The 22637-nt window shown below is 69.5% G+C and carries 24 protein-coding genes; 7 read left to right on the top strand and 17 right to left on the bottom strand.

The window, feature by feature from the left end; all coding sequences use genetic code 11:
• A partial coding sequence (locus DDF67_RS08785) for a hypothetical protein (protein WP_199229189.1) occupies window positions 1-586 on the top strand: 586 nt, incomplete at its 5' end.
• A 211-nt stretch (window positions 587-797) separates the two neighbouring features.
• Here the strand turns inward: DDF67_RS08785 and DDF67_RS08780 are convergent.
• The 11 genes from DDF67_RS08780 to DDF67_RS08730 all read right to left on the bottom strand — a co-directional run bounded on the left by DDF67_RS08780 (window position 798) and on the right by DDF67_RS08730 (window position 12466).
• Window positions 798-1547: an alpha/beta fold hydrolase gene (locus DDF67_RS08780; protein WP_109100501.1), complete on the bottom strand. Its 750-nt coding sequence runs from the start codon at window positions 1545-1547 to the stop codon at window positions 798-800.
• Window positions 1548-1603: 56 nt separating this feature from the next.
• Window positions 1604-3004 carry an alpha/beta hydrolase gene (locus DDF67_RS08775; RefSeq protein WP_109100500.1) on the bottom strand — a complete coding sequence of 467 codons (1401 nt, stop codon included), beginning with the start codon at window positions 3002-3004 and terminating at the stop codon, window positions 1604-1606.
• Between the two features lie 49 nt (window positions 3005-3053).
• Entirely contained in the window at window positions 3054-3545 is a 492-nt protein-coding gene (locus DDF67_RS08770; protein WP_109100499.1) for an RNA pyrophosphohydrolase, read from the bottom strand.
• A complete protein-coding gene (locus DDF67_RS08765) occupies window positions 3542-4720 on the bottom strand; it encodes a divergent polysaccharide deacetylase family protein (RefSeq protein WP_109100498.1) in 1179 nt (392 codons plus the stop codon). Before DDF67_RS08765 ends, DDF67_RS08770 begins: the two co-directional genes overlap by 4 nt.
• Before the next feature lie 450 nt (window positions 4721-5170).
• Window positions 5171-6562, bottom strand: a complete 1392-nt coding sequence (locus DDF67_RS08760; protein ID WP_109100497.1) for a S41 family peptidase — start codon at window positions 6560-6562, stop codon at window positions 5171-5173.
• A gap of 141 nt (window positions 6563-6703) precedes the next feature.
• Window positions 6704-7750 carry a murein hydrolase activator EnvC family protein gene (locus DDF67_RS08755; protein ID WP_109100496.1) on the bottom strand — a complete coding sequence of 349 codons (1047 nt, stop codon included), beginning with the start codon at window positions 7748-7750 and terminating at the stop codon, window positions 6704-6706.
• A gap of 16 nt (window positions 7751-7766) precedes the next feature.
• Complete coding sequence (gene rlmH, locus DDF67_RS08750; RefSeq protein ID WP_109100495.1) at window positions 7767-8231, bottom strand: 23S rRNA (pseudouridine(1915)-N(3))-methyltransferase RlmH; 465 nt, start codon at window positions 8229-8231, stop codon at window positions 7767-7769.
• A 67-nt stretch (window positions 8232-8298) separates the two neighbouring features.
• Window positions 8299-8739: a ribosome silencing factor gene (rsfS, locus tag DDF67_RS08745; RefSeq protein WP_164467475.1), complete on the bottom strand. Its 441-nt coding sequence runs from the start codon at window positions 8737-8739 to the stop codon at window positions 8299-8301.
• Between the two features lie 341 nt (window positions 8740-9080).
• Entirely contained in the window at window positions 9081-9734 is a 654-nt protein-coding gene (locus DDF67_RS08740; protein ID WP_058347737.1) for a nicotinate-nucleotide adenylyltransferase, read from the bottom strand.
• Window positions 9700-10974 carry a glutamate-5-semialdehyde dehydrogenase gene (locus tag DDF67_RS08735; protein WP_109100494.1) on the bottom strand — a complete coding sequence of 425 codons (1275 nt, stop codon included), beginning with the start codon at window positions 10972-10974 and terminating at the stop codon, window positions 9700-9702. Before DDF67_RS08735 ends, DDF67_RS08740 begins: the two co-directional genes overlap by 35 nt.
• A 103-nt stretch (window positions 10975-11077) precedes the next feature.
• The gene (locus tag DDF67_RS08730) at window positions 11078-12466 is read right to left on the bottom strand and encodes a tyrosinase family protein (RefSeq protein WP_109100493.1); all 1389 of its coding nucleotides are present in this window, start codon (window positions 12464-12466) and stop codon (window positions 11078-11080) included.
• A gap of 166 nt (window positions 12467-12632) precedes the next feature.
• Between DDF67_RS08730 and DDF67_RS08725 the strand changes: the two genes are divergently transcribed.
• Genes DDF67_RS08725 through DDF67_RS08715 form a run of 3 tightly spaced genes read left to right on the top strand, consistent with a single transcriptional unit; the run spans window position 12633 to window position 14176 of the window.
• Window positions 12633-13037: a hypothetical protein gene (locus DDF67_RS08725; RefSeq protein ID WP_109100492.1), complete on the top strand. Its 405-nt coding sequence runs from the start codon at window positions 12633-12635 to the stop codon at window positions 13035-13037.
• Window positions 13034-13234, top strand: coding sequence for a helix-turn-helix transcriptional regulator (locus DDF67_RS08720; protein ID WP_109100491.1), 201 nt, complete (start codon window positions 13034-13036; stop codon window positions 13232-13234). Before DDF67_RS08725 ends, DDF67_RS08720 begins: the two co-directional genes overlap by 4 nt.
• A gap of 30 nt (window positions 13235-13264) precedes the next feature.
• Window positions 13265-14176: an alpha/beta fold hydrolase gene (locus tag DDF67_RS08715; protein WP_109100490.1), complete on the top strand. Its 912-nt coding sequence runs from the start codon at window positions 13265-13267 to the stop codon at window positions 14174-14176.
• Between the two features lie 128 nt (window positions 14177-14304).
• Here the strand turns inward: DDF67_RS08715 and proB are convergent, their stop codons facing one another.
• Window positions 14305-15438 carry a glutamate 5-kinase gene (gene proB, locus DDF67_RS08710; protein WP_109100489.1) on the bottom strand — a complete coding sequence of 378 codons (1134 nt, stop codon included), beginning with the start codon at window positions 15436-15438 and terminating at the stop codon, window positions 14305-14307.
• Window positions 15435-16499 carry a GTPase ObgE gene (gene obgE / locus DDF67_RS08705; protein WP_109100488.1) on the bottom strand — a complete coding sequence of 355 codons (1065 nt, stop codon included), beginning with the start codon at window positions 16497-16499 and terminating at the stop codon, window positions 15435-15437. Before obgE ends, proB begins: the two co-directional genes overlap by 4 nt.
• Window positions 16500-16713: 214 nt before the next feature.
• Here obgE and DDF67_RS08700 point away from each other — a divergent pair, with 214 nt between their 5' ends.
• Window positions 16714-17673: a hypothetical protein gene (locus tag DDF67_RS08700; protein WP_109100487.1), complete on the top strand. Its 960-nt coding sequence runs from the start codon at window positions 16714-16716 to the stop codon at window positions 17671-17673.
• A 147-nt stretch (window positions 17674-17820) separates the two neighbouring features.
• Here the strand turns inward: DDF67_RS08700 and DDF67_RS08695 are convergent, their stop codons facing one another.
• From DDF67_RS08695 to rplU, 4 genes are all read right to left on the bottom strand, one after another.
• A complete protein-coding gene (locus DDF67_RS08695; RefSeq protein ID WP_199229188.1) occupies window positions 17821-18828 on the bottom strand; it encodes a glycoside hydrolase family protein in 1008 nt (335 codons plus the stop codon).
• Window positions 18829-18932: 104 nt separating this feature from the next.
• A complete protein-coding gene (locus DDF67_RS08690; protein ID WP_109100486.1) occupies window positions 18933-19466 on the bottom strand; it encodes a GNAT family N-acetyltransferase in 534 nt (177 codons plus the stop codon).
• Window positions 19467-19690: 224 nt separating this feature from the next.
• Window positions 19691-19960, bottom strand: a complete 270-nt coding sequence (gene rpmA, locus DDF67_RS08685; protein ID WP_101717037.1) for a 50S ribosomal protein L27 — start codon at window positions 19958-19960, stop codon at window positions 19691-19693.
• Window positions 19961-20037: 77 nt separating this feature from the next.
• Window positions 20038-20550: a 50S ribosomal protein L21 gene (gene rplU / locus DDF67_RS08680; RefSeq protein ID WP_058347749.1), complete on the bottom strand. Its 513-nt coding sequence runs from the start codon at window positions 20548-20550 to the stop codon at window positions 20038-20040.
• 215 nt (window positions 20551-20765) lie between these two features.
• Between rplU and DDF67_RS08675 the strand changes: the two genes are divergently transcribed.
• A complete protein-coding gene (locus DDF67_RS08675) occupies window positions 20766-21395 on the top strand; it encodes a hypothetical protein (protein WP_109100485.1) in 630 nt (209 codons plus the stop codon).
• Window positions 21396-21500: 105 nt separating this feature from the next.
• Window positions 21501-22631: a CobW family GTP-binding protein gene (locus DDF67_RS08670; RefSeq protein WP_109100484.1), complete on the top strand. Its 1131-nt coding sequence runs from the start codon at window positions 21501-21503 to the stop codon at window positions 22629-22631.
• The last annotated feature ends 6 nt before the right edge of the window (window positions 22632-22637 follow it).

Below are 22637 nucleotides of genomic sequence, written 5' to 3'. Positions count from 1 at the left end.
CGCCGCGCCCGCTGATCAGGCCGCGCCTGCCGATCAAGCCGCGCCCGTCGTCCCGGCGCCCGCCGCCGGCACCCCGGAAGCCGCCGCCGCCGCGGCCGCCCCCGAAGCGGTGCGTCCGCCCCCGCCGACCGACCCGGTCTCGGTGAAGATCCTCAGCGTCCTCGACACCATCTGCAAGCCGGCCGTCGTCGGCGGCGACTTCAACGCCCTGGCCAAGGCCGCGGGCTTCAAGAAGAAGAAGGACCTGTGGACCCTGGACCTGGGCAAGCCCTACCAGATCGTCCTCGACAACCCGGGTTCGAACAAGAACGTCTGCACCCTGAACGTCCAGCACGCCCAGGGCCCGGACCAGGCCCAGCACCTGGCCACCGCCCTGCACGACTGGGCGACCTGGGAGAACAGCCCGCAGCTGAAGCTGATCCGCAACGACCAGCTGGTCACCGACGTCAAGCGCCTGACCGTGACCTGGGACAACAACGCCGCCGGCGGCAAGGCCGGCCTGGTCTACGTCCGTATCAAGAAGCTGGACGACAGCTCGGTCGGCAAGAACTTCGAACAGGCCCAGATCCTCTACACCACCCAGTGATGAGGATCGGCTCTCGAAGCTGACAAGACAAAGGCGCGGAGGGAGACCTCCGCGCCTTTTTGTTTTTGATCCTCCCCCCGAAGGGGGAGGTGGCCCGAAGGGCCGGAGGGGGAAGGTCCTGCTGACGTCGAGGCGGCTGTTGGCTCACAGGCCACATCCCCCTCCGTCGGCTTCGCCGACACCTCCCCCTTCAGGGGGAGGATCTTCGGCCTTACGCCGCCGCCCGGTTCTCTTGCGCGATGAAGTCCAGGCACAGCGCCGCCACGGCTTCCCAGCCCGGCTCGCCCGGCAGCCAGTGGCTCATCTCGGGGAATTCGTGGAACACGCCGCCCAGGCGCGCGGCGGTCTGGCGAACGGTGGCGGGCGGGTGGACCACGTCCTGGCCGCCGGCGATGGCCAGCACCGGGGCCTTCACCTGGCCGGGGCTGGTGGTCATGAACGGGTCGAGCCACCAGTTCAGCGTCTCCCACAGCGCCCGCCCGCTTTCCGAGGTCATGCGGGCGTAGAGGGCGCGACGGGTCTCGCGCGGCAGGCGGTCGAGGCTGTAGCGGCGCACGACGCCGTAGTCGGGCGCGATGGCCTGCAGCCAGTAGGGGCCCAGGGCATAGAGACTGACGGCCGAGACCGCCTCCTCCAGGCTCGCGCCATGCACGCCCCAGGGCGGGGAGGGGGCCAGCAGGATCAGGCGCTCCACCGGCGCGCGGCCGGCGGCCAGTTGGGCCACAAGGCCGCCCATCGAATGGCCGATCAGGATCGGCGGGCGCTCGCAAGAGCGGATCAGGCGGGCGATCTCGCGGGCGTAATCGCTCATCGACAGGCCCACGACCGAGCCCCCGGGGCCGCGCCCGGGCAGGTCGGGAGTCAGCACCTGATGGCCGGCGGCCTCGAACGGCTCTCGGAAACTGTCGAACGTCCAGCCGCCGCAGAAGGCGCCGTGGACCATGATCACCGGAGCCTTCACGCCCGCCTCTTAGGTCAACCCCGCCCGTGTGACTGATACGGGCGTTTCAATGGAGCCTACACGCTCTTCTTGCCGCGTGGCGAAGTTTTGGCGGGCGTCGTTGTCGCAGTCTTCGGTTTGCGAGCGGCCTTGGCCTTGGCCGGCTTGGCGGCGGAGGTCTCGGTCGCCTTCATGAGGTCCGGATTGGCGTTGTTGCGCATCTTGGCCGCTGGCGGCTTGCCGGACGCGGCCTTGACCTTAGGCGCCCCTTTGACGGCCTCGGGCTTGGCGGGTGCGGCCGCCGGAGCGGCTTTCGACCTGGCTGGGACCTTGGCAGGAGCCTTCGCAGCGGGCTTGGCGGTCGCCTTTGGCTTGGACGCGGCCTTCGCTGGAGCCGGCTTGGCGGCCGACCTGGTCGCCTTCGCGGCGGAGGCCGGGGCCGGCGCGGCTTCGGGAGCGGCCTTGGCCTTCGCCGGCGTCTTCGACTTGGCTGGAGCCCTGGCGGCGGGCTTGGCGGTCGGTTCGGCGACCACGGCCTTGGCGCGGCTGGGCGTCTTGGCCTTGCCCGGGGCGCGGGGCTTGGTCGCCGCCGGGGTGGCGACGGCGTCCGGCTCGGCTGAAGGCGCTTCAGGCTCGATCGGGACCGCGGCGGGCGCCCGTTCGGCCTTGGCCTTGGCCGGCGGGGCCGAGGACGCCGGGCCCAGGCCCTTTTCCAGCAGCCACGCCTGCACGGCCGCCAGCAGGGCGTCGCTGCCCGGCTCGTCGATCAGCCAGTGGGCGTGGTCGGGGTACTCGCGATAGTCGGCTCCGGCGTACTTGCGACCGACCAGGCGCATGTCCTCGACCGGCGTGGTGCGGTCGCGCGCCCCGGCCAGCACCAGCACGGGCACGGTCACCTTGGCGGCGTCGACGTGGACGGTGCGCGAGGGATCCTTGTCGGGATAGGCCAGGTCCTGCAGCACCCGGCCGGAGTCGTAGACGGCCTTGGCGTAGAGCGCGTCATGGCGGGCGGCGGGTACGGCGTTGACGACGCCGAACTTGAAGCCGGTCTTCCACATCTTCACCGGCTTGGGCGCGCCGCCCTGGGTCAGCACGGCGTTGAGGAAGGTGATCAGCGGCGACAGCTTGGGCTTTCCGCGCGCGTCGGCCGGCGAGGCGGGAGCAAACAGCACGATGCCGGCCGTCAGGCCGCTCTCGGCCAGCTTCTGGGCGATCAGCCCGCCCATGGAGTGTCCGAAGACGATCGGCTTGACCCCGTCGCGGGCCGCCGTCACCGCCGCCGCGGCGCTGAGTTCGGCCACGTAGTCAGCCAGTGACAGGCCAGCCAGCTCGGGCGAGGGCGGCCCGGCCGTGCGCAGGGCGGGCCGGATGGTCGGCGTCTCGACCGCGTAGCCCGCCTTGCGGAAGGTCTCGGCCACGGGCTCCCAGCTGTCGCCAGCCATGCCGTAGCCATGGATCATCAGGATGGTTCTGCTCAAGCCCGCGCCTCCGAACCCCATGAAGGGCCGGCGCGCTGAGCCTTCGGTGTCAGGCGACGCGCGCGAACCCCGAGAAAGCGGCGACCATCTGTTCGTAGACGCCGCGCTTGAAGGGTACGATCAGTTCGGGCGTTTCGTCGAGAGCGCCCCAGCGCCAGGCGTCGAACTCGACCTCGCCATGGGCGGCCAGGTCGATCTCGCTTTCCTCGCCGGTGAAGCGGAAGGCGAACCATACCTGCTTCTGGCCAAGGTACCCGCGCGCGCGTTTTGAGCCCATGAAGTCGGCCGGATAGTCGTAGGTCAGCCAGCCCTCGGTGCGGCCGATCAGGTCGGCCGACTTCACGCCGGTCTCCTCGTAGAGCTCCCGGCGGGCGGCGGCTTCCAGGTCCTCGCCGTCGTCGACGCCGCCCTGCGGCAGCTGCCAGTTGTAGGGCGGCGCCTGATTGTGGCGCATGCCCAGCCACACCCGGCCGTCGGTCGGATGGAAAAGGGCGACGCCCACGTTCGGGCGGTAGAGCGAAAGGTCGTTTTCGGCGGTCATCGCTTGGCGATAGCCGAAGCCGGCGCCAGTTGCACGCCCCGCGCATTGAGGCCGCCGGCCCAGTTGCGCACCTGGCTGATCGTCACGGGATAGGCGAAGCCGACGCCCAGCGACTGGCCCCGGGCGCTGGCGCCCGACTCCAGGGCCCGCAGCTGGCCCTCGATGGCCTCGGCCGACAGGTCGTCGTCGATGCCGCGCTCGGCCGAGGCGCGGGGGATGGGCCCGCCGCGGCGGGCGGCCGCGCCGTCGTCGACGAAGGCCAGGCCCCGGGCCTTCAGGGCCGTGGTGAAGGTGGCCATGGCCGGATCGGAATCGAGGAATTTCGAGCCCAGATAGTTGGTCAGGCCGAAATAGCCGGTGGCCCGCGACATCAGCCATTCCAGCTTGCGCACCGTCTCGTCGGGGCGGTTGGCGGCGATCAGGGTGTAGGGCCCCGGGTCGTTGGCCGGATAGTCGTTGGGCTCCATCGGCGTTTCGAGCAGCACCTCGTGGCCGTGCGAGCGGGCGAGATCGATCCAGCCCTGCAGCCCTTCGGCGTAGGGGGCGAACGAGAGGGTGATCTCGGGCGGCAGGGTCTCGATGGCGGCGCGGGTGGTCTGGGCGTTGAGGCCCAGGCCCCCGATCACCAGGGCCACGCGCGGGCGGCCGTCGGGGGTGAAGGGGCGGGCATAGGCCTCGGCGACCGTGCGGCCGTCGGGCGCGATCACCGGCAGCGGACCACCGCCAGGGCCGGGGGCCGACAGGCCGGGCAGGGGAGCCTGGACTAGGGCGCCGCCGGTCGGGACGGGCGCGGCGGCAAGGTCGGTGAAGGCCTCGGCGGCGTCGTCAGTGGCGGCCTGGCGGGCGAACGGATGATCCGACAGGTCCATCTGGCCGGGCAGCAGCGGGGCTTCCTCGGCGCCTTCCGGCGCCAGGGCCTCGCGCCAGCCGTCGGGCGCGCCCTTGGTGGCGCCGATCTCCGACAGCGACAGGCGGATGGTCGGCGAGCCGGCCTTGGGATCGCCGGTGACCAGCACCAGCACGGCCAGGCTCAGCAGGAACAAGAAGGCCGCGGCGCTGGCGCCGATATAGGGATTGGCCGCGGCCGCCAGCAGGCGCGCGCGCAGGTCCCCGCCGTCGGCGGGTTCGGGCGCGGCGGCGGCATAGGCGGGCTTGCGGGAAAACACGGCGGCCATGGGATGGGCTTAGCGGGCAAGCTTCCAAGATATGGTTAACAGGGTTCGCCCAAGGCTGCGGCGAAATGGCGGACCGCTGCTTTTCTCAGCGAAGCGCGGCGCGGAAATGACCGCCAGGCGAGGTGTGTCACGAAAAGTGTGGCGCAGCGGTTTCCCCGGCCGATCCTCGGACGCAAGCTTCTCGTGAGGAGACCTCGCCATAAGCCTGACCGAGCTGTCCCGCTTTTCCGATCCCGCCGAGGCGGAAGGCCGCGCCGTGTGCCTGGCCGCCGTGCTTCGCGCGGGGGCGGGGTTGGTCATCGGCCTGGCCGTGGTGGTGATCGCGGCGCTGGGGATGGCGGCCTAGAAAACCTCTCCCCCGGAGACGTGTTTGAGAGAGGCGGGAGGCCCCAAGGAAAAAGCCGCCCATCTTTCGACGGGCGGCTCGTCTTCGGAGGCCTTGAAAGGCTCCTATTTCTTCTCGACCGGGGGCTTGCCGCCGGCGGCCGCGGCCTTGGCGGTGACCTCGGCGATCTTCGGCTGCGGCTTGGGCAGCTTCGGCACGGCCTCGACCGAGCCGGCCTTCAGCACGGCCAGGGCGCGCGACAGCTGGAAGTCGTCCTTCTTTTCGTCGAAGCCGGCAGGCGGCGCCTCGGCCGGGACGTGGGCGCCCTTGCGGGTCTTGCCCTCGTCGGCGTTGAGCGCGTTCTTGAAGCTGGCCTCGCTGAACCACACGCGGTTGGCGATGTCCTGGGCCTGGTCCTTGGTCTGGGCCACTTCCAGGTCGGGTTCGATGCCGGTCTTCTGGATCGAGCGGCCCGACGGGGTGAAGTAGCGGGCCGTGGTCAGCTTCAGCGCGCCGTCGGCGCCGCCGCGCAGCGGGATCACGGTCTGCACCGAGCCCTTGCCGAAGCTGGTGATGCCCACCAGTTCCGCGCGGTGGCGGTCCTGCAGGGCGCCGGCGACGATTTCGGCCGCCGAGGCCGAGCCCTGGTTGATCAGCACCACCATCGGCAGGCCGTTGAGGATATCGCCCGGAGTGGCGTTCAGGCGCTGGATATCGCGCGGATTGCGGCCGCGCTGGCTGACGACCTCGCCGCCCTCCAGGAAGAGGTCGGCCACGCCGCGCGCCTGGTCGAGCAGGCCGCCCGGGTTGTTGCGCAGGTCGAAAACCAGGCCCTTCATGTGCGGGTTCTTGGCCTGCAGGTCCTTGATGGACGCGGCCAGGGCGTCGGTCGACTTCTCGTTGAAGCCGGGCAGACGCACATAGCCGTAGTCGCCTTCCATGCGGGCGATGGCGGCCTTGGGCTTGATGACCTCGCGCACCAGCTTCAGTTCGATCGGGTCGGACTTCTCGCGGGCGATGGTGATGGCCACCGTCTCGCCGGCCGGGCCGCGCATCTGCTTGACGGCTTCGTTGACCGTCAGGCCCAGCACCGACTGGCCGTTGACGGCGGTGATGTAGTCGCCGGCCTGGACGCCGGCCCGCGCGGCGGGCGTGCCGTCCATCGGCGAGATGACCTTGACCACGCCCTCTTCGCTGGTGACCTCGATGCCGAGGCCGCCGTATTCGCCGCGGGTGGTGTCCTGCATGTCCTCGAAGCTGTCGGGCGACAGATAGCCCGAGTGCGGGTCGAGGCTGGTCAGCATGCCGTCGAGGGCGGCCTCGATAAGCTTCTTGTCGTCGACCTCGGTGACGTACTGGTCCTCGACGGTGGCGAGCACGTCGCCGAACAGTTCGAGCAGCTTGTAGGTCCTGGCCTTCTGCGAGGGGATGGTCGCTTGGGCGATGGGGCTTACGTAGGCCATGGTCCCCGCGCCGAGGACGAAGGCCGAAACACCGATGAGCAGGTACTTGCGCATAAGGCCAGAATGGCTCCCTGGCGGCGCGGACGCCGCGTTCGATACTCAAGCGGCGCGAACGCCGCCTCTTATACTCCGGCCCCGTCCATCCCCGACGCGGGCCGCGTCATGATGAACACCCATCATTGCTGAAAAAGTCGTCTACCGCGACTCCTGCTTCAGCCAGCGCCCCGGATCGGCCGGAACGCCGTTCTCACGCACCTCAAGATAGAGCTCCGGCTCCAAAGGTCCACGGTCCGTCATGCGTCCGAGGCTGGCGCCGGCTGCGACTGATTGTCCGGGCGCCACCGAAACGTCGGCCAGGCCCGCCATGACCAGGTGGTAGGCGCCCTGGGCGCGGACGATCACCACCATGTCCCAGCCGTTCAGCGGGCCGGCGTATTCGACGACGCCCTGGGCGGGGCTGCCGACGCTCTGGCCCTTGGCGGTGCGGATCGACAGGCCCTCGGCCTTGCCGCCGACGGGCAAGGCGTCGCCCCAGCGGCGCACGACCTCGCCGGGGGCCGGGGTTCGCAGCGCCAGAGGGCCGGTGGCCGATCCGGTCGCCAGGCCGTCGGTCAGGGCGCCGAGGGTCTGGCGTTCCTGGTCGGCGGCGATGGCGTCCTGGGCGTAGGCGCGCTCCAGCTGGGTCTTCTCGACGATCATCCGCTCCAGCTCGCCGCGGCGGTCGGCCATGGCGCTCTCGGCGGTGAACAGCTGCTCGGAGGCGGCGGCGGCCTCGCGGCGCAGGGCCCCGACGGCGCGGGCCTGCCGCGCGTAGGCGTCGGCGCGGGCCTGCAGGTCGGGCGTCATGGCGCGGATCAGGATCGCCGCCCGCACCGCGTCGCGCGCATCCCCCGGATTGACCAGCAGGGCCGGCGGCGGGTTGCGGCGGAACAGCTGCAGGGCGCTGAGCAGGCGGGCCAGCTGCCCCCGGTCGCGGCCCAGCTCGCCGATCAGCGCCGACTCCCGGCGGTGCAGGGTCTCCAGCCGGGCGCGCTTGACGTCGACGTCGGCCCCGGCCGAGACCTGCTGCTGGTTCAGCCTCGTCAGCTCGGCCCGCAGGTCCTCGATCTCGCGGCGGGTGTCGGCGGCCTGCTGCAGGTCGCGGGTGCGCTGGTCGCCGATCTGCTGCGCGACGACGGCTCCCGCTCCGGCGAGGAGCAGGGCGCAGGCGCTGACGGCGAGGATCGCGGGGCGACGGGGCATCGAATCCCCTTCTGCCTCAATCGCGATGATAGGGCGAGCCCGCCAGGATCGTGGCGGCGCGGTAGATCTGTTCGGCCAGCATGGCGCGGGCCAGGGCGTGGGGCCAGGTCTGGGGGCCGAAGGCCAGCAGTTCGTTGGCCTGCGCCAGGATAGACGGGTCCAGCCCGTCGGCGCCGCCGATCAGGAATACGATCCGGCGCTGGCCGTCGTCACGCAGCCGCTCCAGCCGTCCGGCGAAGGCGCGCGATGTGTGGACCTTGCCGTGCTCGTCGCAGGCGACGACATAGGCGCCTTCCAGGTGGGGGCGCAGCACCTCGGCCTCGACGGCCTTGCCGGGCTTGCGGGCTTCCACCTCGAGGATCTCGACCGGACCCAGCGCCAAGGCGCGGCCGGACGCGGTGGCGCGGGACGCGTAGTCCAGCGCCAGCTGCGCCTCGACCATGCGGCCGAGCTTTCCGACGGTGAGGATGGTGATCTTCATTCTGGGAAAGCAGGGCGGAGAACCCCGCTCCGAGCCGAGCTCAGGAGCGGGACCTGCCCACGAGAGATCAGTTCGACGAAGCCGCCGGCATCCGGTGCGGGGCGTCGACAGCCCAGATCTTCTCGATGTTGTAGAAGCTGCGCACTTCGGGGCGGAACAGGTGGACGACGACGTCGCCGGCGTCGATCAGCACCCAGTCGCAGTGCGGCAGGCCTTCGACCCGGGCCTTGCCCAGGCCATGGTCCTTCAGCGCGCGCAGCACGTGGTCGGCGAGAGCGCCGACGTGACGATGCGAGCGGCCCGAAGCCACGATCAGGCTGTCGGCCACGGAGCTCTTGTCCGTAAGGTCGATGTGGACGATGTCCTGGGCCTTGTCGTCGTCGAGGCGGTCCAGGATCAGGCGCTCCAGCGCCTTGATGTTCAGGTCCGTACTGAGCGTCGGATTTTCAGTCGAGGATTCGGCCTTGGCCGTTCCCTCGTGCGCCGTCGGCGCGGGGTCGCTACGCAGCGGAATGCTCCTTATTGGCTTCGCGCAAAGCCCCTCATAGCACGGAAAGACTCGAAACGTGAGGGGGATCGTGGTCGCAGGGGGATAGCGGGCCATTGTCGGCCGCTCCGGGAAGGGGAATGGCGCGTTGGGGCGGTCACATTCGCTACGGCTCGCTTCTTTTCCGCCTTCCTGGGCCTTGTCCCCTGGATCCATTGTGCAGCCGCTCAGATCTTTCGAGCATGATCAAGGTTTGGGCCGTCGCCAGCACGGACCCTCAAGGGCGAGGGAGGCGGTGTTGAAGAGCGCTGCTGGCGGTCTTCCATTGCCATGCCGAGGCCGGGGGGCCTGGCAAAAGCACCCTAGCCCTTGGTCTGACGCGCCCGCAGGGCGGTGGACGAGGCGAAGTTCAGCGGGCCGGTGAGATAGACCCAGGCCGGAACGTCGGCGTCGGCGATGGTCGCCGCGGCGCTGGCCGGGCGGCGTGCGAAGGCGAAGCGGCGGGCGGCCGGCGAACTGCGGGCCTTGAGCGCCGCCCACGGCCGAGAGACCACGGCGACGGGGACCTCGCGCATGATCTGGGTCCAGCCGCGCCAGCGGTGAAAAGTGGCCAGGCTGTCGGCGCCCATCACCCAGACGAACTTCACGCCCGGGAAGCGGGCCTTCAGCACCCGCAGGGTGTCGATCGTGTACTGCGAGCCCAGCCGCGTCTCGGCGTCGGAGACGATCATGGACGAGCCGCGCGCCCAGCGCCGGGCCTCGTCCATGCGCTCGGCCAGGGGCCTGGTCTCGCGCGACGACTTCAGCGGGTTCTGCGGTGAGACCAGCCAGATCACCTTGTCGAGGTTCAGGCGATGCAGGGCGGTCTCGGCCACGTGGGCATGGCCCTCGTGCGCCGGGTTGAAGCTGCCGCCGAACAGCCCGACGCGCATGCCCGGCTCCAGGTGGAAGCCGAGGCGATGGGCGCTGGGGCGGCCGGCCTCAGGGACGAGTCTGGCCGGTCCCGCGAACCACATACTTGAACGTCGTCAGTTGCTCGGCCCCGACCGGGCCGCGGGCGTGAAGCTTGTCGGTGGCGATGCCGATCTCGGCCCCGAAGCCGAACTCGCCGCCGTCGGCGAACTGGGTGGAGGCGTTGACCAGCACGATGGCGCTGTCGACCTTGGCGATGAACGCCTCGGCGGCCGCGCCGTCCTCGGTCACGATGGCGTCGGTATGGCCCGAGCCGTAGGTCGCGATGTGATCGGCCGCGCCCTCGACGCCGTCGACCACGGCCACGGCGATGATCGGGGCCAGGTACTCGGTGGTCCAGTCCTCGACCGTGGCGGCCTTGAGTTCGGGCTCGATGGCGCGGGCGGCCGCGTCGCCGCGGATCTCGCAGCCGGCCTTGATCAGCACGTCGGCGATCGGCGGCAGCAGCTTGGCGGCCGCGGCGCGGTCGATCAGCAGGGTCTCGGCCGAGCCGCACACCGAGACGCGGCGCATCTTGGCGTTCAGCACGATGTCGGCGGCCTTCTTCAGGTCGGCGGCTTCATGCACGAAGACGTGGTTGAGGCCTTCCAGGTGGCCCAGCACCGGGGCCCGGGCCTCGGCCTGGACGCGGGCGACCAGGCTCTTGCCGCCGCGAGGGATGATCAGGTCGATCGTGCGGTCCAGGCCCGACAGGATGGCGCCGACGGCGGCGCGGTCGGTGGTGCGCACCATCTGCACGACCTGCGGCGGCAGACCGGCGGCGGCCAGGCCCTTCAGCACGGCGCCGTGGATGGCGAGGTTGGACTCGATGCACTCCGAGCCGCCGCGCAGGATCACCGCGTTGCCCGACCGCAGGGTCAGGGCGGCGGCGTCGGCCGTCACGTTAGGGCGGCTCTCATAGATCATGGCGATGACGCCGATCGGCGTGCGCACGCGGGCGATGTCCAGGCCGTTCGGCCGGGTCCAGCGCGAGGTTTCCACGCCCAGCGGATCAGGGATCGCGGCCACGGCCGCAACGCCGGCGGCCACGCCTTCCAGGCGGGCTTCGTTCAGCATCAGCCGCTCGATCATCGGCGGGGTCAGGCCGTTCTTGCCGGCCTTTTCCAGGTCGCGGGCGTTGGCGGCCAGGATGGCCGGCGCGTCGGCGCGGATGGCGTCGGCGATGGCGACGAGGGCGGCCGTGCGCTGGGCTGGCGTGGCGAGGCGGAGCGCGCGCGCGCCCTCGCGGGCCGCCTGGCCCATCGCCGTCATCGTCGCCTGCAGGCCCCCGGCCGCGTCGTCCATCGCTCGTCCGTCCCCGGATATGCTCAGATTGAGGCTTACCTAGGCCCTTTGGGCCTCGGGGGGAATGGCCAAACGCTGGCGACGTCGCCAGAAAGCCTGTCAGCTAGCGCGGCGCCTCCACCGTCGACTCCACCCGGAAGGCGCCGATGGTGATCGCCGGACCGCTGGGGGACTCGGGGCCGTCGACGCGGACGAACGACACCTTGACCTCGCGCAGCTGGCCCGGCGGCACGCGGCGCAGGGCTTCGGTGGCCGGCAGCACCAGGCGCACCTTGCCGTCGCCGTGGGCGGCGTGGGGGGCGTCTCCGCCGCCGCTGTGCTGGGCCCCTGCGATCTCGAAGGCGCCGACGGTGCCGATCAGGCGCGACGGATCCAGCGCGCCGCCGGCCGGCAGGTTGACATAGACCTGGTAGAAATAGCCGCCCTGCTTGCCGGCCTCGGTCACCGCGACGTCTTCGAGCACGACGTTGACGGCCACCGGCGGCCGGGCGGCCGCGGCCGCCGCTCCGCGCGGCGGCGGCAGGGTCAGCAGCCGCGTGCGGTTCTGGCCGTCGTCGCCGAGCGGCACGCGCAGGCTGAACGAGCTCTGGTCGAGCGTCAGTCCGGCCTGGGTTTCGCCCAGCGACAGGACCTGGCCGATCAGCCGCTCCTTGCGCAGCGGCACCGCCCGGATCGGCGGGGTGACGGCGGCGCGCGTGCGTCGCGGCGTGGGCAGGCGCTCGTCGTCATAGATGTAGCCCAGGCCTTCGGCGCTGTAGGTCAGGCGCTTGTTCATCTGCGGCTGGCCGCCATAGACGAAGGTCCCGTTCCAGTAGGCGTCGGCCGGGGGCGGATTGGCGCGGCCGGCGCCGGCCTTGACCCAGGCGCACCACAGCCGGTCGATATTGGCGTGGTGAAGCCAGAAGATCGGGTCCTGCGGCGACTGCAGGGTGGGCATGTAGCCGCCGATGATGTTGTGCACCTGGTTGTGCGGCACGCTCTCGACCCGCGGCTCCATGGGCGTGGGCCAGTTGCGCGGCAGCTGCTTCCAGACCGGATCGGTGAAGTCGTAGCCAAGGGCGTTGACGACATTGGTGTTCGTGCGCTGCACGTACAGCGGGTTGCCCGGCGCGGGATTGGTGAACTCGGACGGGATGTTCGGGTCGGCGAAATAGTTCCAGTAGGGCAGGCTGAAGTTGGGATCGCGCGACAGCTCGCGGATCTTCTGCTCGAACTGCAGGATGTAGCCGCGGTGCCAGGCCAGGAAATAGGGCACGCCGTGCGGGCAGAAGTTCTGGTGGATGTTGGCCCAGTAGAACCAGCTGTTCGGATCCGAGGCGTTGGTGTTGCTGCGCATGATCGCCACGGCCCGCGCATAGGACGGCCCCGACGTCGAGGTCCGGAACACCTGCCAGCTTACCCGTCGCCGCAGCGTCTGCGCCGCTGTTTCGCCAGCCGCCGCCATTCCCGCCGCCGCCAGCCCTGTGGCCAGCATCATGCGCCGATCGATCATACCGCCCTCCCGTGCATTTCAGTCAAAGCGCGCAGAGGTTGCATCATCCGGCGAGCGCCAGCAAGGGGCGACTCGCAGCCATATGTCAGGATTTCCCGACATTATGTCAGGTTGACATGACATTTGAGCCATGTCAGGTTTGCCTTACATCAACGGGAGGCGAGCCATGCTGGCGATCGGAAAGTTCCAGACCTCGGCGCACAGGCGCTACGTGATCCGCACCATGGCGTTCATGATCCCCTATGTGCTGGTCAATGTGGGCGCGATCTTCGGCGCCTTCGACGACATCAGGACGCCGGTGGCGGCCTGGATCCTGGCCCTGGTGGTCTCGGCTCCGGTGGTCGGGCAGATCTGGGCGACCCTGGCCCTGATGGCCGAGTCCGACGAGTTCGTCCGCGCCCTGGTCGCCCGGCAGTTCATCGTCGCCTCGGGCGTGGCCATGGCCCTTTTCTCGGTCTGGGGCTTCGGCGAGAGCTACGCCCACGCCCCGCACCTGCCGGGCTGGCTGATCTATCCGCTGTTCTGGGCGGTGTTCGGGGTGGTCTCGCCCTTCATCCGGAGCACGCGATGAAGAACCGCCTGAAGCTGTTGCGCGTCGAGCGCGGCTGGACCCAGGAACAGCTCGGCCAGCAGCTGAACGTCTCGCGCCAGGCGGTCAACGCCCTGGAGACCGAGAAGCACGACCCGTCCCTCGATCTCGCCTACCGCATCGCCGCCATCTTCGAGCGGCCGATCGAAGAAATCTTCGAGAACCCGCACGTCCGCTGAGGACGTTCCCCCAGACCTCAGGAGACCCCAATGTTGCTTGCCTTTCTCGGCGGCCGCGCGGTCGCGCGCGCCCTCGTCATCGTCCTGACCGCCCTTTTGGGCCTCGGAATCGCCGTCTCGGTCGCCCGAGCCCAGCCCGACTACGTCGCCGACCGCCTGACGGTCGAGGTCGTGGGGCAGGGCCCCGACGTGATCCTGGCGCCGGGCCTGGCCTCCTCGCGCGAGGCGTTCCGGCCGCTGGCCGACCGGCTGAAGCCCACGCACCGCGTGCACCTGGTGCAGTTGTCGGGCTTCGCCGGCCAGCCCTGGACCGGCGGCGAGGGGCCGTTCGTCGACCCGGCGGTCGAGGCCCTGGCGACCTACATCCGTTCGGCCGGGCTCAGGCAGCCGGCGGTGATCGGCCATTCGATGGGCGGGCTGTCGGGCCTGCTGCTGGCCCAGCGTCATCCCGAGCTCGTCGGCCGGCTGATGACCATCGACAGCCTGCCGTTCTACAGCGCCATGTTCGGCCCGACCGCCACCTCGGCCAGCGCCAGGCCCTTCGCCGACCGCATGGCCGCCAGCGTTCTGTCGGCCAGCCCCGAAGCCTTCGCCGCCCAGCAGACGGCCGCCGCCAAGGGCCTGTCGCGCACCCCGGCCATGCAAGAGACCATCGTGGCCTGGTCGCTGGCCTCCGACCGCAAGGCCGTGGCCAGGGCGATTTCGGAAGTGATGACGCTGGACGCCCGTCCGGGCCTGGCGGCGATGAAGACCCCTGTCACCGCTCTCTACGCCGTCGACGCCGAGGGCGCGCTGCCGCCGGCCGTGGTCGGGGCGCTGTGGATGCGCGAGTACGATGCCCTGCCCGGGGTGAAGCTCGTCCGCGTCGAGGGCAGCCGCCACTTTATCATGGCCGACCAGCCGGAAGCGTTCGCCAAGGCGGTGGATGGGTTCTTGAAGTAGCGCGGACTGCTCCCTTCCCCGTTGATGGGGAAAGGGCCGGGGGTGGGGGTGACGCGGCGGTTCAGTCGCTGCCGCCCAAACCACCCCGCCCAACCCTCCCCCATCAAGGGGGAGGGCTCAGGCATGGATCAGCTGTTCACCGCCAGATCATCCGCGTGGATCATCGGGCCTTCGGTGAAGCCCAGCTCGGCCTCGATGGCGTCGCTGCGCAGGCCGGCGATCCGCAGGGCGTCGGCGCTGTCGTAGCGCACGAGGCCGCGGGCGACCTCGCGGCCGATCTCGTCGCGGACGCGGACGGCGTCGCCCTTTTCGAACGGGCCCTCGACGGCGCGAACCCCGGCCGAAAGCAGGCTCTTGCCGGTCTTCAGGGCGGCTGCGGCGCCGGCGTCGACCGTCACCCAGCCCTGCGGGGCCAGGGAGCCGGCGATCCAGGCCTTGTAGGCGGCGGCGGGCGAGGCGGCGGCCTCGATCAGGGTGGCGGGCGCGCCCTCCTCGATGGCGGCCAGCGGACGCGGGCGCGAGCCCAGGGTGATCAGGGTGGCGCAGCCGGCGGCCCGGGCGATGCGGGCCGCGGCGATCTTGGTGGCCATGCCGCCGGTGCCGACGCCGGCGGCGGCGTTGGCGCCCTCGGCCATGGCGGCGATCTGCGGGGTGATCTCGGAAACGCGGGGAATGTGGGTGGCGGACGGGTCGCGGCGTGGATCGGCGGTGTAGAGGCCGTCGATGTCGGACAGCAGCACCAGCAGGTCGGCGCCCGCCAGCTGGGCCACGCGCGCGGCCAGCCGGTCGTTGTCGCCATAGCGGATCTCTTCGGTGGCCACGGTGTCGTTCTCGTTGACGACCGGAACCACGCCCAGCGACAGCAGGGTCTCGACCGTGGCGCGGGCGTTCAGCCAGCGGCGGCGGGTCTCGGTGTCGTCGCGCGTCATCAGGATCTGGGCGACGCCGACGCCATGCGGCTCGAACGCCTCCTCCCAGGCCCGCATCAGGAGGCTCTGGCCGGCGGCGGCGGCGGCCTGCTTTTCCGGCAGGGTGATCTTGCGGCCCGACAGGCCAAGCCGGCGCCGTCCCAGCGCGCCTGCGCCGGACGAGACCACCACCACCTGCTTGCCGGCCGCGCGCAGGGCCGCGGCGTCGGCGCAGAACGCCTCCAGCCAAGCCCTGTTGGCCGCGCCGGTGGCGGCGTCGACCAGCAGGGCCGAACCTACCTTGAACACGATCCTCCGGGCCTGGCCCAGAGGTCCCCCGACCCCCAGGTTCACGGCTGCCAGCCCCCCGGCGTCTCCTCGATGTGGTCCTCGTCTTCCTCTATCTCGGCCACCGCGTCGCCGCGGCGCACGCGCACCTGGCGATAGGCCGCGCGCAGCAGCTCGGTCACGCCCTCGCCCGATACGCCCGAGATCAGCAGCGGCTTGACGCCGGCCACCGCTTCCAGCTCGGCCTGCTTGGCCGCGCGGGTCTCGTCGTCCAGGGCGTCGATCTTGTTCAGCGCCAGGATCTCGGACTTGTCGCCCAGCTCGTCGCCATAGGCTTCGAGTTCGCCACGGATGGTGGTCCAGGCGCCGACGATGTCGTCCTGGGTGGCGTCTACCAGGTGGATCAGGGTCGCCGACCGCTCGACGTGGCCCAGGAACCGGGTGCCCAGGCCCGCGCCTTCCGACGCGCCCTCGATCAGGCCGGGAATGTCGGCCAGCACGAAGCGCTCGCTGGTCGACAGGTCCACGACGCCAAGGTTCGGGGTCAGGGTGGTGAAGGGATAGTCGGCGATCTTCGGCTTGGCCGCGCTGGCGGCGGCCAGGAAGGTCGACTTGCCCGCGTTGGGCAGGCCCACCAGGCCGACGTCGGCGATCAGCTTCAGGCGCAGCCACAGCCAGCGCTCCTCGCCGTCCTGGCCGGGATTGGCCCACATCGGGGCCTGGTTCACCGGACCCTTGAAGTGCAGGTTGCCCCAGCCGCCGTTGCCGCCCTTGGCCAGCAGCACGCGCATGCCCGGCTCGTCGAGGTCGACGATCAGGGTCTCCTTGTCTTCTTCCAGCACCTCGGTGCCGACGGGGACCTTCAGCACGATGTCGTCGCCAGCCGCGCCGTGGCGCTGGCGGCCCATGCCGTGCACGCCGGTGCCGGCCTTGAAGTGCTGCTGGTAGCGATAGTCGATCAGGGTGTTGAGGCCCTCGACGGCCTCGATCCAGATGTCGCCGCCGCGGCCGCCGTCCCCGCCGTCGGGGCCGCCGTATTCGATGTACTTCTCGCGTCGGAAAGACACCGACCCGCCGCCGCCGTTTCCGGAGCGGATGAAGATCTTGCATTGATCCAGGAATTTCATGGGCGTCTTTTGTCCCAACACGGGTTTCGCGTCGAGCAAAATGGGCCCGGCGCAACCTGTGGAACGCGCGACCAAGCGCCTCCCGTGTCGATATTGCGACAAACAAGCGCTGCCTTGAACGCTGTTCGGCGTCGTGACGAAATGTTAAACACGGGGTGCGACAAACGGTCTCGGGGCGAAAATTCTCTATTTCTCGTGGGAGGGGAGGCGTCCGTTGTCGACGGAAGCGAACGTCAGGGATGAACTCGATCAGGACCTCAAGGACCTGACGCTGCAGACGCTATGCCGCAAATATGCGGGCGAGGCGTCCATCCATCGCAATATCCTGATGAGCCGCGGCACCGGCGTGACCGGGACGTGGCGCGACTTCCGCGCTTTCCTCGGCGATATCGGCACGCGGCCGTCCGAAAACCACGTGCTGGTGCTGATCAACCGGCTGGAGCGCACCTATGGCCCCGGCCGCGCCCGCTGGATGACGCCCGAAGAGCAGGCCGCGCACGAAGCCGACTTCGACCGCGTCCAGGCCGAGAAGAAGCGCGAGGCCCAGAAGATCGAGCACGAGGCCGCCGCCATCCGTCGCGCCAAGGCCCCCAACGCTCCCAATTTCGGCCAGTTCACGCCGATGGCCGGCCAGCAGGTCAGCTTCACCGACGTGGCGCGCAAGCTGAACATCCCGGTCGCGGCCCTGTCCAAGACCATGGCCGGCGGCCGCAGCGCCGACGAACTGGTCAAGCGCGCGGCCAGCGCCGCCGAGGTGATCAACACCGAAGCCAGCTGGCTGCCGCCGGATCCGGTCCGCAAGGCCAACTTCTTCGAGGCCTTCCGCATCTGGCACATGCAGGTGCAGCCGCAGTTCAGCCGCGCGGCCACACCGACGTTCCTGTTCCTCTACATCGCCCTGCCGGTGATGAAGGAATGCCGCGACGAGCTCGTCGACCTGAACCTGTGGAACCCGCTGGGCCAGCGCGCCCTGACCGCCCGCGACAACCACATCGCCTGGAAGAAGTACTGCGAGTTCATGCCGCGCGCGCAGGTGGCGATGATGGAGATCCCCATCTACGCCACCTATTCGCTGCTGTCGGACCTCGACGCCCTGTGCGAGCGCATCGTCACGGCCGAGAAGCGCTTCCGCGAGGGGCCGCAGAAGGTGATCCACACGCACCGGGCGGCCTGAGGCCGCCCGGGTAGGAACCTCCCCCTGTGGGGGAGGTGATCGCGAAGCGATCGGTGGGGGGAGTAGTCACCCAGACCACCAAGGCCCGGAAAGCTGAAAACGGCCCCCCACCGGCCTTCAGCCGCCTCCCCCAGAGGGGGAGGTTCTCTATTTCGGCGCCTTCAGCCCCTTCTTCACGACCGCCTCGCGGTCCACCGCCAGCCAGCCGTCCTTGACCTGCAGCTCGCCCAGCTGGATCACCGTGCGCTGGTTCCAGACCGGATCGGTCCTTGCTTCCTCTTCCTTGCCCTGGCCGACGAAGTAGTAGAGCAGCGCCCGGCCGTCATTGACGATCACGTCGGGATGATGGCCAAGGTCGCGGTCGGTGGGCTGACTGCCCGGCTTGTCGAGGATGAAGCCCGGCTGGCGCTCCCAGGTCACGGCGTCCTTGGAGCGCAGCACCGCCAGGCCCTTCCAGGCGTCGGCGATCATCCACCAGGATCCCTGAAAGAAGAACACCTTGGGGCCTTCGCCGGCGAAGTCGGCGACGAAACCGGGCTGGCGGGTCCAGGTTTTCAGGTCCGGACTATCGGCGAAGAAGATCCGGCTGTCCTTGCGCTCGTCCTTGAACCACATGCGGTAGCCGCCCTGCGGGGCCTTGATGACCCCGGCGTCGATCACCCGGTCCGAGCCCAGCTCCAGCGTGTCGGCGCAGGTCCAGGCCTTCAGGTCGGTCGAGGTCAGGTGGACGATCTTCGCGCCCGCTTCCGGCAGGTTCCAGCGGTGGAAGACGCCGGGCACCACCGTCAGGAACATGTGGTGGACGCCGTTCTCGGTGAAGATTTCCGGCGCCCAGAGCGTTTCGCCGGTGCAGGCGGCGGGGATGCTGGCCGTGCCGGCGTAGGTCCAGGCCAGGCCGTCCTTGGACGTGGCCACGCCGATCGCGGTGGCGTGCAGCCAGGCGACGTCCTTGGGATCATCCAGCTTAAGGGTGGCGCGACGGTTGGTGTAGAACATCCGCCACAGCTTGTCCGATCTGTCCCAGGCGATGGCGACATCGGCCGCGCCGTCGAACACCGGGTCGCGATAGAGCGGCTTCCTGGCCTCGGCGAGGACGGCGGCGGGCGCCGTCAGGGTCAGAGCGAGCGCCAGACCGGCTAGAACGCGACGATGCATGATGCCTCCCATATTATGGTGTTGCATCTTACATGATGTTGCAGCTTTGCCCACTGCGGGGGCGACGCCGCCGGAGCCCTCTTCCATAGGGAGAGGCTTTTTTCCTAGGCCAGCCAGACCATCATCCGCGTCGCCACGGACGCCCCGCGCGAGACCGAGTCCTTGTCGGTGACGACGCCGGTGTAGAGGAAGCCGGCCTTGACCAGCACCTGGCCCGAGGCGGGGTTGTCGGCGAAGTGGCCCGCGACCACCAGCTTGCGCCGCCAGTCGTGCGCGGCCCAGGACAGCGCGCCTTGCAGGGCCTCGGTGGCCAGGCCCCGGCCCCAGAACGGACGGCCGATCCAGTAGCCGACCTCGAGCCGGCCGTCCTCGTTGGGGAAGAAGCCCAGCACGCCGACGACGCCGGCGTCTTCCAGGTCGATGACGAAGGTGGCGTTGCGGCTCCAGTCCTGGGCATGGACGCGGGCCACGAACTCTTCGGCGTCGGCCTGGCCGTAGGGCCAGGGCATGCGGGTGGTCATCTTGGGGATGGCGTAGTCGGCGCCCAGGCTGGCGATGCGCGGCGCGTCGGACATGTCCGGCGCCCGCAGGGCGAGCCGCCGCGTCTCGATGACGGGACTTCTTTCGATCACGCACATGGCGCGTCTCCCTTTCCCGGCCCTTCTTCACGCGAGGCGCCGATACTGCGACGCGCCTCAGATAGTGCGGGACCGTGACGCTCCAATTGCCTGGATGAGGCTTTTTCTGGAACGTGGACAAAACAAAAGCGGGGAGTCCGGCGTCCGGACTCCCCGCTTCGTATTCGTCGCGTCCGGATCGTCTTCTTGAGGAAGCACGATCCGAAGAGAGACTTCAGATCGTACTATTCGGCGGCCTGGGCCACCGGGGCCACGGTCACGTAGGTACGGTTCTGCTTCTTGGTCACGAAGCCCACGGCGCCTTCGACGAGGGCGAACAGGGTGTGATCCTTACCGATGCCGACGTTGGCGCCCGGGTAGAACTTGGTGCCGCGCTGACGCACGAGGATGTTGCCGGCGAGAACCTTCTCGCCGCCGAACTTCTTTACGCCAAGGCGCTTCGATTCCGAGTCGCGGCCGTTGCTCGACGAACCGCCAGATTTCTTGTGAGCCATGATGCTCTCCTAATCTTTGACCCGGTTTCCGACGCGCGGACCTGGGTCAGATCAATCCAAAAAGATCCTGGCGGATCTTAAGCTTCAGCTTCCGGAGCGGGGGCGGCGGCCTTCTTCGGCGCGGCCTTCTTTTTCGGAGCGGGGGCGGCTTCAGCCTTGGCGGCCGGAGCTTCCGGGATGGTGGCCGGGACAGCGGCGTCGCCGAGACCGCGGGCGCGGGCGTCGAGGATGACCTTCGGGGTCAGGTCGATCGTGCCTTCCCACTTGCTTTCCTTGCCGGCGCCGGCGACCGACGTCACGCGCAGGACCGTTTCGGTCTGGCGGTGACCGCGGGTGCGGCGGTAGCCCTGACGGCGGATCTTCTTGAAGATCTTCACCTTCTCGCCCTTGCGGGTTTCGATCAGGGTGGCGTTGACGACGGCGCCGTCAACGGTGGGGGCGCCGACCGTCACGGCCTCGCCTTCGCCCAGCAGCAGAACTTCGCCAAAGGCGACTTCCGCGCCAGGTTGACCGTCGAGCTTCTCGACGACCAGCAGGTCGCCGGCTTGGACCCGGTACTGCTTGCCGCCGGTTTTGATGACCGCGTACATAGGTTAGCGCCTTAAATAACGTGCTGTTCGCAAAATACGGAACGCCCGCTAGGAAACCCGGCGGGCGAGAGGGGCGCACTTATAGCGCCGAAAGCCTGTGAGTCAACGGCCAAGGGAGCCTCTAAAGTCCTTGACTGGATTCAAGGTGAAGCCTGTGTCGCGCCGCACGCATGACTCCTCTGGCTCGTTATTTTGTAACAGGCTATAGCGCGAGCGTGACGTCCGCTTTCTTCGCCTCGATCGCGGCCACCGGCTTCATGGTGGCCTTCCTGCACGCGGCCCTGCCAACCCATTGGCTGCCGTTCGTGCTGGTCGGCCGCGCGCAGAAATGGTCGGCGGGGCGCACTCTGGGCGTGACCCTGCTGGCGGGCCTTGGCCACGTGGCCCTGACCATCCTGCTGGGCCTTGTGCTGGTGGTCGCAGGCCTGGCGCTGGAGCCGAAGCTTGGCCACCTGTTCCACTGGATCGTCGGCGGGCTGATGGTGGCCGTCGGTCTCTTCTATATAGCGCGCGGCAGGCACAGCCACGCCCTGCCCGAGGCCGGCCGGCGGACCTACGCATCGGACCGCGCGGCGATCACCGCCCTGGTGGTGCTGCTGACCCTGTCGCCGTGCGAGGCCTTCCTTCCCTACTACCTGGCCGGCATGAAGCACGGCTGGGGCGCGTTCCTGCTGCTCAGCGTCGTGCTGCTGGCGGCGACGGCGGCGGGCATGCTGCTGTTTACGGGCCTGTCCCTGGCCGGCGTGCGCCGCCTGAACCTCGACTGGCTGGAGCGCTACGAGGAGACCATCCTGGGCGCGGCCCTGGTGCTGGTCGGCCTGGCGGTGGCGTTCCTGAAGACCTGAGGTGCAGCGCCCGGCCGTGCCTTGGTCCTCATCCTGAGCCTGTCGAAGGACGAGGGCCACGTACTGACGCTTTCGCTTCCGCCCCCGCCGCCCTAAATACCCGCCATGACCCAGACCGCTCCCGCCTCCGGCAAGATCCCCGTCACCGTGCTGACCGGCTATCTCGGCGCCGGCAAGACCACGCTGCTCAACCGCATCCTCACCGAGGAGCACGGCAAGCGCTACGCCGTGATCGTCAACGAGTTCGGCGAGGTCGGCATCGACAACGACCTGGTGGTCGGCGCCGACGAGGAAGTGTTCGAGATGAACAACGGCTGCGTCTGCTGCACGGTGCGCGGCGACCTGATCCGGGTGCTCTCGGGCCTGATGAAGCGCAAGGGCGGCTTCGACGCCATCGTCGTCGAGACCACGGGCCTGGCCGATCCGGGCCCGGTGGCCCAGACCTTCTTCGTCGACGAGGACGTCAAGGCCCGCACCTATCTGGACTCGGTCACGGCCCTGGTCGACGCCAAGCACATCATGCTGCGCCTGAGCGACAGCAAGGAAGCCGTCGAGCAGATCGCCTTCGCCGACCAGATCGTGCTCAACAAGACCGACCTCGTGGGCGAGGACGACCTGCGCCACGTCGAAGCCCGGATCCGCAAGATCAACCCGCTGGCCCCGATCCACCGCGCCGAGCGCTCGAACGTTCCGCTGGATGCGATCATCGGCAAGCACAGCTTCGACCTGGAGCGGATCACCGAGCTGGAGCCGGACTTCCTCAACCCCGCCCACGGCGAGCCGGGCCACGTCCACGACGAGCACTGCGGCCACGATCACGGTCATCACCATCATGACCACGGGCACGACAATGGGCACGTGCATGACGAGCACTGCGGTCACGATCACGACCATGGGCATCACCACCATGGGCACGACCACAAGAGCGACATCCACGACGATGGCGTGAAGGGGATCTCCCTGACCCTGGACCGCCCGGTCGATGGCCAGAAGATCACCGCCTGGCTCAACGAGCTGCTGGCCGCCAAGGGCGTCGACATCCTGCGCGCCAAGGGCATCATCGACGTGAAGGGCGAGGAGCGCCGCCTGGTGTTCCAGGCCGTCCACATGATCCTGGAAGGCGACTTCCAGCGCCCCTGGACCGACAAGGACAACCGCTACAGCCGCATGGTCTTCATCGGCCGCGACCTCGACGAGGCCGCGCTGAAGAAGGGCTTCGAGGCCTGCGCAGCTTGATGAAGA

This window comes from Caulobacter endophyticus (assembly GCF_003116815.1).
In the GTDB taxonomy this organism is placed as follows: domain Bacteria; phylum Pseudomonadota; class Alphaproteobacteria; order Caulobacterales; family Caulobacteraceae; genus Caulobacter; species Caulobacter endophyticus.
This window is presented reverse-complemented; position numbering and strand designations above follow the sequence as displayed.

What these genes read in the sequence shown, in the direction of transcription:
- DDF67_RS08770 (WP_109100499.1), bottom strand. Translation starts at nt 3,545, where the DNA reads ATGACCGCCGAAAACGACCTTTCGCTCTACCGCCCGAACGTGGGCGTC.
- DDF67_RS08765 (WP_109100498.1), bottom strand. Translation starts at nt 4,720, where the DNA reads ATGGCCGCCGTGTTTTCCCGCAAGCCCGCCTATGCCGCCGCCGCGCCC.
- DDF67_RS08760 (WP_109100497.1), bottom strand. Translation starts at nt 6,562, where the DNA reads ATGCGCAAGTACCTGCTCATCGGTGTTTCGGCCTTCGTCCTCGGCGCG.
- DDF67_RS08755 (WP_109100496.1), bottom strand. Translation starts at nt 7,750, where the DNA reads ATGCCCCGTCGCCCCGCGATCCTCGCCGTCAGCGCCTGCGCCCTGCTC.
- rlmH (WP_109100495.1), bottom strand. Translation starts at nt 8,231, where the DNA reads ATGAAGATCACCATCCTCACCGTCGGAAAGCTCGGCCGCATGGTCGAG.
- DDF67_RS08740 (WP_058347737.1), bottom strand. Translation starts at nt 9,734, where the DNA reads ATGTGGTTCGCGGGACCGGCCAGACTCGTCCCTGAGGCCGGCCGCCCC.
- DDF67_RS08735 (WP_109100494.1), bottom strand. Translation starts at nt 10,974, where the DNA reads ATGGACGACGCGGCCGGGGGCCTGCAGGCGACGATGACGGCGATGGGC.
- DDF67_RS08730 (WP_109100493.1), bottom strand. Translation starts at nt 12,466, where the DNA reads ATGATCGATCGGCGCATGATGCTGGCCACAGGGCTGGCGGCGGCGGGA.
- DDF67_RS08725 (WP_109100492.1), top strand. Translation starts at nt 12,633, where the DNA reads ATGCTGGCGATCGGAAAGTTCCAGACCTCGGCGCACAGGCGCTACGTG.
- DDF67_RS08720 (WP_109100491.1), top strand. Translation starts at nt 13,034, where the DNA reads ATGAAGAACCGCCTGAAGCTGTTGCGCGTCGAGCGCGGCTGGACCCAG.
- DDF67_RS08715 (WP_109100490.1), top strand. Translation starts at nt 13,265, where the DNA reads ATGTTGCTTGCCTTTCTCGGCGGCCGCGCGGTCGCGCGCGCCCTCGTC.
- obgE (WP_109100488.1), bottom strand. Translation starts at nt 16,499, where the DNA reads ATGAAATTCCTGGATCAATGCAAGATCTTCATCCGCTCCGGAAACGGC.
- DDF67_RS08695 (WP_199229188.1), bottom strand. Translation starts at nt 18,828, where the DNA reads ATGCATCGTCGCGTTCTAGCCGGTCTGGCGCTCGCTCTGACCCTGACG.
- DDF67_RS08690 (WP_109100486.1), bottom strand. Translation starts at nt 19,466, where the DNA reads ATGTGCGTGATCGAAAGAAGTCCCGTCATCGAGACGCGGCGGCTCGCC.
- rpmA (WP_101717037.1), bottom strand. Translation starts at nt 19,960, where the DNA reads ATGGCTCACAAGAAATCTGGCGGTTCGTCGAGCAACGGCCGCGACTCG.
- rplU (WP_058347749.1), bottom strand. Translation starts at nt 20,550, where the DNA reads ATGTACGCGGTCATCAAAACCGGCGGCAAGCAGTACCGGGTCCAAGCC.
- DDF67_RS08670 (WP_109100484.1), top strand. Translation starts at nt 21,501, where the DNA reads ATGACCCAGACCGCTCCCGCCTCCGGCAAGATCCCCGTCACCGTGCTG.